Raw genomic sequence first — 7,541 nt, forward strand, 5'->3', positions numbered from 1 at the left:
GACGTGCCGCGATCGTACAAATGGCGAAACAGCCCCACCAGCTACAGTTGTGGCGATGAATGCCCCAGCCCCGCCGGTGTTGACCGTCCGGTATGACGGGTCTGAACGCACCTTCGCAGCAGGTCATGACGTGGTGGTCGGGCGCGATCTCCGGGCCGACATGCGCATCACGCACCCCCTGATTTCGCGCGCCCACCTGTTGCTGCGCTTCGACCAGGGCCGGTGGCTGGCGATTGACAACGGTTCACTCAACGGCACTTTCGCCAACGGTAGAAAAGTCCCGGTCGTCGATATCCATGACGGGCAGAGCGTCAACATCGGAAACCCGGACGGACCATTGCTGACGTTCGAGGTCGGGCGCCACCAAGGCATGGCCGGGCGCCCGCCGCGGACCGAGTCGATGGGAATCCCGGTCGCGGCTCAGGCGGCCGGAACGGCGTGGCCGTCGTCACAGGCTTCGGGGCAGCCGGGTCCTCCGCTTGCCGCGCCACCCGGACCGCCGCCCGGACCGCCCGGCCGCCAAACGAACTGGGGCGTGCCACCCCCGCCGCGACCGCATCCCGGCGCGCCGATCCAGCGGCCGGCACCGCCGGGACAGCCCGTGTATCCGACCTCGGTGGCACGACCGCCCGCCTATCCCCCGAGCGCCCCGCCGCACTATCCCCCGCCGCAGATATCCGGTGTGGCGCCGATGCCCGCCGCACCGAAGACCCAGATGGCGCCCGTGGCCGAAGCCAAATCGCCAGAGGTGGGGAATCTGGCGACCAAGATGTTTCAGGCGTTGCTGCCGTCCCGGTCGGGCGCGATCCAAAAGCCGGCCGGCGCGCAAACGATCGGCCGGGCCACCGACAACGACATCGTCATCCAGGACGTCTTGGCATCGCGCCATCACGCGTTCTTGATCCAGACGCCGCTCGGCACCGAGATCCGCGACGCGCACAGCATCAACGGAACCTTCGTCAACGGCGTCCGCGTCGGCTCCGCGGTGCTGACCGAGGGCGACGTCGTCACGATCGGAAACGTCGACCTCGTCTTCAGCCGCGACACCCTGGTGCGGCGCACCGAAGCGGCCACCCGCACCGGCGGCCTCGAGGTGAACTCGGTCTGCTACACCGTCGAGCACGGAAAGCAACTGCTCGACCACATCTCGCTGACCGCCCGGCCCGGCACGCTGACCGCCATCATCGGCGGGTCCGGCGCCGGCAAGACCACGCTGTCACGGTTGATCGCGGGATACACCAGCCCCAGCTCCGGCACGGTGACTTTCGAGGGCCACAACATTCACACCGAGTACGCCTCGCTGCGCAGCCGGATCGGGATGGTCCCGCAGGACGACGTGGTGCACCGGCAGCTGACGGTCAACCAGGCGCTGGGTTACGCAGCCGAGCTGCGGCTGCCACCCGACACCAGCGAGGCCGAGCGCGCCCAGGTGGTCGCTCAAGTGCTCGAAGAGCTGGAGATGACCAAGCACGCCGACACCCGGGTCGACAAGTTGTCGGGCGGGCAGCGCAAACGCGCCTCGGTCGCGCTGGAACTGCTGACCGAACCTTCGCTGCTGCTGCTCGACGAGCCGACCTCGGGTCTGGACCCGGCGCTGGACCGTCAGGTGATGCTGATGCTGCGCCTGCTCGCCGACGCCGGCCGCGTGGTGCTGGTCGTCACGCACTCGGTGTCCTATCTGGATGTCTGCGACCAAATCCTGCTGATGGCGCCGGGCGGCAAGACCGCGTTCCAGGGCTCGCCCGACCAGGTCGAGGCTGCCATGGGCACCCGCAACTGGGCCGACATCTTCGCCAGCGTCGGCGCCGATCCCGACGAGGCAAACCGCCGATTCAAGGAGCGCAACCAGCAGTCGTTGGAACCGCCGGCTCCCGAAAGCCCGGCAGACCTGGGCGAGCCGCCGCCGACCAACCTACTGCGGCAGATATCGACGATCGCCCGGCGTCAGGTGCGGCTGGTCATCTCGGACCGCGGCTACACCATCTTCCTGGCGGTGTTGCCGTTCCTCATCGGCGCGCTGTCCCTGACCGTCAAGGGCCCCAAACCCGGTCTCGGCCCCGCCGATCCGCTCGGCCTAGCGCCAACCCAACCGCAGTACATCATGGTGCTCCTGAATATCGGCGCCATCTTCATGGGCACGGCGCTGACTATCCGCGACCTGATCGGGGAGCGCGCGATCTTCCGCCGCGAACAGGCGGTGGGCCTGTCCACCGGGGCTTACCTGTTGGCCAAGGTCATGGTGTTCTGCATCTTCGCGACCCTGCAGGCCGCGATCGCGGTTTTCATCGTGCGACTCGGCAAAGGCGCGCCCACCCAGCCGGCGCTGTTCTTCGGTGATCCGACCGTGTCGTTGTTCGTCACCGTGGCGGCCGCGTGCGTCGCGTCGGCCATTTTCGGGCTGATGCTGTCCGCCCTCGCGCAGTCGAACGAACAGATCATGCCGCTGCTGGTGGTCTCGATCATGAGCCAACTGGTGCTGGCCGGCGGCATGATCCCGGTCTACCAGCGCCCGGGCCTTGAGCAACTGGCGTGGCTAACGCCGGCACGCTGGGGTTATGCGGCGGCCGCGTCGTCGATCGACTTTCCGGCGCTGGTGAAGGTCAAACAGATCCCGACGAACGACCCGGTATGGCAGCACTCGAAGCACATCATGCTTTTCGACATGGCCATGCTCGGCCTGCTGTGCATAAGCTATAGCGCGATCGTGTGGTGGAAGATCCGGCTGAAACGACGCTGAACTGATGAACAGCCCTGCGCAATCGGTACTGACCGTTCGGTCCAACCGATCGGAGCTCAGTTTCGCCCCCGGCGGCGACGTCATCGTCGGCAGCGACGTGCGCGCCGACCTACGTGTGGCACATCCCTTGGTCACCCGCGCGCACCTGTTGCTGCGCTTCGATCAAGGCAAATGGGTTGGGGTCGACAACAATTCGCGCAACGGCATCTTCGTCGACGGCCGGCGGGTGCCGATGCTCGACATCCGTGACGGGCAAGCCGTCAACCTCGGCGCCCCCGATGGCCCGCGGATCGTCTTCTCAGTCGGACGTCACCGGGGAGCGGTCGGTGTGCTGCCACCCACGTCGCTTACGGTCCCGACCGTTCGGCCGCCCCACGGATACCAGGATCGGCCCACCGACGCGCTGCACGCCACCGCCGTGCCGATCGTCCAGCCGACTGCCACAACCCGGGCCGTTCCGATGGATGCGACCCAGGTAGCGCGACCCGGGGGCGGCGACGTATCGAAGTCGCCGACCAGGGTCCGCAAGGTCGTCGGGCCCGAATCCGCCCAGAAGGCAGCGGCCGGGGGCACCACCTCGATCGGTCGCGCGCTCGACAACGACATCGTCATCCACGATGTGTTGGCGTCGCGCCATCATGCGTTCTTGGAGCCGACACCAGCCGGCATCGAGATCCGCGACGCCAGCAGCATCAACGGAACGTTCGTCAACGGGCTGCGGGTCGGCTCAGCGCTGCTCGCCGAGGGCGACGTGGTCACGATCGGCAACGTCGACCTGGTGTTCACCGCCGGCATGCTGGCCCGCCGACAGGACGCGGCGACGAGCACCGGCGGCCTGGAGGTACGCGAGGTCGGCTTCGCGATCAACGGCAAGGATCTGCTGCAGCAGATCTCGATGACGGCCAGGCCCGGCACGCTGACCGCCATCATCGGCGGGTCCGGCGCCGGGAAGTCGACGCTGTCGCGGTTGGTCGCCGGGTACACCACCCCCACCGCCGGTGCGGTCACCTTCGAGGGCCACAACATCCACACCGCCTACGCGTCGCTGCGCAGCAGGATCGGGATGGTCCCGCAGGACGACGTCGTACACCGGCAGCTGACCGTCAACCAGGCGCTGGGCTATGCGGCAGAACTGCGACTGCCGCCCGACACCAGCAAGGCCGACCGCGACCAGGTGGTGGCTCAGGTCCTCGACGAGCTGGGACTGACCGCGCATGCGCAGACCCGGGTCGACAAGCTGTCCGGCGGTCAGCGCAAGCGCGCCTCGGTGGCCCTCGAGTTGCTGACCGGGCCGTCGCTGCTGATCCTCGACGAGCCGACCTCCGGGCTGGACCCGGCGCTGGACCTGCAGGTCATGACGATGCTGCGTCAGCTCGCCGACGCCGGCCGGGTGGTACTGGTCGTCACGCACTCGCTGACCTATCTCGATGTCTGCGATCAGGTGCTGCTGATGGCACCAGGCGGCAAGATCGCGTTCCTGGGCGCACCCGGCCAGATCGGGGATGCGATGGGCACCTCGAACTGGGCCGAGATCTTCGCGAAGGTCGGCGCCGACCCCGACGAGGCCAATCGCCGTTTCCTGGAACGGCAGGAACACGCGCTACCCACCCGGGCGGAGACGCCGGCCGATCTGGGCGCCCCGTCGCGCTCGAGCATGCTGCATCAGTTCTCCACGATCGCGCGGCGCCAGATCCGGTTGATCGTCTCCGACCGCGCCTACTTCGCGTTCCTGGCGTTGTTGCCGTTCATCCTGGGTGCGCTGTCGCTGACCGTTCCCGGTAACACCGGGTTCGGGGTCGCCGACCCGGCCAGTGAGACGCCCGACGAAGCCGCCCAGATCCTGACGCTGCTGTCGATCGCTGCCGTCTTCATGGGTACCGCGCTGACGATCCGAGATCTGATCGGCGAGCGCGCCATCTTCCAGCGCGAGCAGGCGGTCGGCTTGTCCACCGGGGCCTACCTGAGCGCCAAGGTCACCGTCTTCTGCGCGTTCGCCATCATCCAGGCGGCGATTGCCACGGGCATCGTGCTGCTGGGCAAGGGCGCTCCCAAGCAGCCGGCGCTGCTGCTCGGCAATGCCAGCCTGGAGCTGTTCGTCACCGTCGCCGCAACATGCGTGGCCTCGGCGATTCTGGGCTTGGTGTTGTCGTCGATCGCACGCTCCAACGAACAGATCATGCCGTTGCTGGTGGTGTCGCTGATGCTGCAGCTGGTGCTCGCCGGTGGCATGGTCCCGGTGACCGGACGGCTCTTCCTCGACCAGATTTCCTGGCTGATGCCCTCACGGTGGGGCTATGCGGCGTCGGCGTCCACGGTCAATCTGCGGGTACTGGTACCGATCGGCCCGAAGGACAGCCATTGGGTGCACAAGGACAGCGCGTGGCTGCTCGACATGGGCATGCTCGGCGTGCTGTCGGTGATCTACTCCGCCATCGTGTGGTGGCGCATCAGGCTGCGGCGCTAATCGGATTTAGCGTCCAGGCGCAGCCCGTGCGCCAGTGTGAAGGCCATGGCCTGGCCGATGTCCACCCGCGCGCCCGCCAGCGTCGCGGTGCGCCACAGCGCCGGATCGGTTGTCGCGCCGCGTAAGTCGGCGTCGTCTAGCCGGGTGCCGGTGGTCCGCGCACCGGTGAGGTCGGCGCCGCGCAGCACGGCCTTGCGCAAGTCGGTCTCCACCAGGCTGGCTTCCCGCAGCCGGCAGCCGCTCAGGTCGACACCCCGCAGGTCGTTGCCGCCGAGCACCGCGAGCGTGAAGTCGACCTCGTCGAACGTAATCGGCCGCAGCCGGCATTGCACGAACACCGACCCCAGCATGCTGCACTGCGCAAATGTACTGTGCCACAGTGTTGTTCGTTCAAATTTGCAGTTACGGAAAGCGGATCCGCGGTGCCCCGACTCGGCCAGATTGGCGCCGCTGAAATTGCAATCGTCGAACACAACCCGTTCGGTGCGCAAAGCGCCGAGGTCATCGTCGGTGAAATCACGGCCCGTGAACTCGCTATCGATCCAATGCTGCAACGCGGTCAGGCCGTCAGTCTCTGCAGCGCGTATTCGCTCACCGCGATCAGCGCATCGGTCGCCGACCTGCGATCCCGCGCATCGACGTTGATCACCGGAATGTGCGGGGCCAGCGCCAGCGCTTCGCGCACCGCACTGGCGGGATAGCTTGGCGCACCGTCGAATTGGTTGACCGCGACCAGAAACGGCAGGTTGCGGTGCTCGAAGAAGTCGACCGCGGCAAAGCTGTCCTGCAATCGACGGCAGTCGACCAGCACGATCGCGCCGATCGCGCCCCGTACCAAGTCGTCCCACATGAACCAGAACCGCCGCTGGCCCGGAGTGCCGAACAGGTAGAGCACCAGGTCCCGGTCCAGCGTGAGCCGGCCGAAGTCCATCGCCACGGTGGTCGTCCGCTTATGCGGCGTGGCCTCGAGCATGTCGACGCCGGCCGATGCGTCGGTAACGATCTCCTCGGTGCGCAGCGGCATGATCTCCGAGACCGCCCCGACGAATGTGGTCTTGCCGGCGCCGAACCCGCCCGCGACGACGATCTTCGTCGAGGCGGTAGCGCCGGAGTCAGAGTGCTTTAAGGCCACGCAGCGTCCTTCCTATGAGTTCATGGCGCTCGTCACGGGTCGACTGCTCGGTCAACGTCCGATGCACCCTGAGGTGACCGGACAGGACCAGATCACCGACCAGCACGCGCGTGACGCCGACCGGCAGGTCCAGCCGGGCCGAGATCTCGGCGACGGACGGGCTTTTGACGCACAACGCGATGATCTTTCCTCTCGGATCGTCAGCCGGCCATCTCGGGGCGCGGGCGGCCGGCAAAGTCTGAATCGGCGCTTCCAGCGGAAGGTCGACGCCTGTGTCGGTCCGCCCGGCCGTCAGGGTGTACGGGCGGACCAGGCTCGCCTCACCAGAGGACGGCCCGGAATCGCGTTTGTCCATCGCGGCTCACGAGTGCCGAGCAGAACGGCGGGTGGACTGCACGACGCCGCCCACGCGTTCGACGAGGATGGCCATCTCGTATCCGATCTGGCCAATATCGCACGACGTCTCGGCAAGCGTCGCCAGGTGCGACCCGTCGCCGACGCGCATCAACAACAGATACCCGTTCTGCATCTCGACCACCGACTGCAGCACCTGCCCACCCTCGAACAGCTGCGCGGCACCCGTCGCGAGGCTGGCCAGCCCGGACGCCACCGCGGCCAGTTGATCGGCTCGTTCGCGGGGCAGCCGCTCGCTGGCGGCGATCGGCAGACCGTCGACGGACACCAGCAGCGCGTGCGCCACCCCGGGGACTTCGCGGGCGAACTTCGTCACCAGCCAGTCCAGTGGGCTGCCAGGAGACGTCATTGCTTATCGGGTCCTTGGCTCGAGTGGCGGGCGTGCGACCGTCCGCTGCGCACACCGCCGAAATGGCTGCTGAACGAGGCGCGAACCGCCTCGGGATCGCGGGCCGCATGGAGCCCGCCGTTCGATCCTACGAGAAATTCTTCGTCATCCTGGCTTCGGTGCTGCTGGTCGCGGGCACTGACACCGTTGGCCGCTCCCGGCACCAGCCGAGCCCCCGGCGTGCGCACCGGCAGGCCGTGATCGGCGGTGTGTTCCTCGACGGGCTTGTCCTCGGCCTCCGCGGCGATCGACCAGCCGCGGTCCCACACCGATTGCCAATCCAAGTCCGGGCTGTTGACCAGGTCGTGCGGGTCGCCCAGCATCTCGGAGAGCATCCGCCGGTAGATCAGGTCGTCCTTCGATGCGCCGGGGGCAGCAGCGTTGGCGGGGCGCTCGGCCGGGGTGG

6 protein-coding genes and 1 pseudogene are annotated in these 7,541 nt (G+C 67.7%); 2 read left to right on the top strand and 5 right to left on the bottom strand.

Annotated features, from left to right (window positions below; all coding sequences use genetic code 11):
* Positions 1–55 precede the first annotated feature (55 nt).
* A complete protein-coding gene (locus DB708_RS07525; protein WP_108921347.1) occupies positions 56–2,737 on the top strand; it encodes an ATP-binding cassette domain-containing protein in 2,682 nt (893 codons plus the stop codon).
* A gap of 4 nt (positions 2,738–2,741) precedes the next feature.
* Positions 2,742–5,201 (top strand): ATP-binding cassette domain-containing protein, encoded by a 2,460-nt coding sequence (locus DB708_RS07530; RefSeq protein ID WP_108921318.1) that lies wholly within the window; start codon positions 2,742–2,744, stop codon positions 5,199–5,201.
* Here the strand turns inward: DB708_RS07530 and DB708_RS07535 are convergent.
* The 5 genes and pseudogenes from DB708_RS07535 to DB708_RS07555 form a co-directional block, all read right to left on the bottom strand.
* Positions 5,198–5,755 carry a pentapeptide repeat-containing protein gene (locus DB708_RS07535; RefSeq protein WP_108921319.1) on the bottom strand — a complete coding sequence of 186 codons (558 nt, stop codon included), beginning with the start codon at positions 5,753–5,755 and terminating at the stop codon, positions 5,198–5,200. The genes DB708_RS07530 and DB708_RS07535 overlap by 4 nt on opposite strands.
* A 5-nt stretch (positions 5,756–5,760) precedes the next feature.
* Positions 5,761–6,333, bottom strand: coding sequence for a GTP-binding protein (locus tag DB708_RS07540; protein WP_108921320.1), 573 nt, complete (start codon positions 6,331–6,333; stop codon positions 5,761–5,763).
* A complete protein-coding gene (locus DB708_RS07545) occupies positions 6,314–6,688 on the bottom strand; it encodes a DUF742 domain-containing protein (RefSeq protein ID WP_108921321.1) in 375 nt (124 codons plus the stop codon). Before DB708_RS07545 ends, DB708_RS07540 begins: the two co-directional genes overlap by 20 nt.
* Positions 6,689–6,694: 6 nt before the next feature.
* Complete coding sequence (locus tag DB708_RS07550; protein ID WP_108921322.1) at positions 6,695–7,096, bottom strand: serine protease inhibitor; 402 nt, start codon at positions 7,094–7,096, stop codon at positions 6,695–6,697.
* Positions 7,093–7,541 (bottom strand): annotated as a pseudogene (locus DB708_RS07555) (ATP-binding protein); the annotation flags it as partial. The gene DB708_RS07550 and the pseudogene DB708_RS07555, both read right to left, overlap by 4 nt.

This window comes from Mycobacterium montefiorense, from assembly GCF_003112775.1.
GTDB lineage: Bacteria > Actinomycetota > Actinomycetes > Mycobacteriales > Mycobacteriaceae > Mycobacterium > Mycobacterium montefiorense.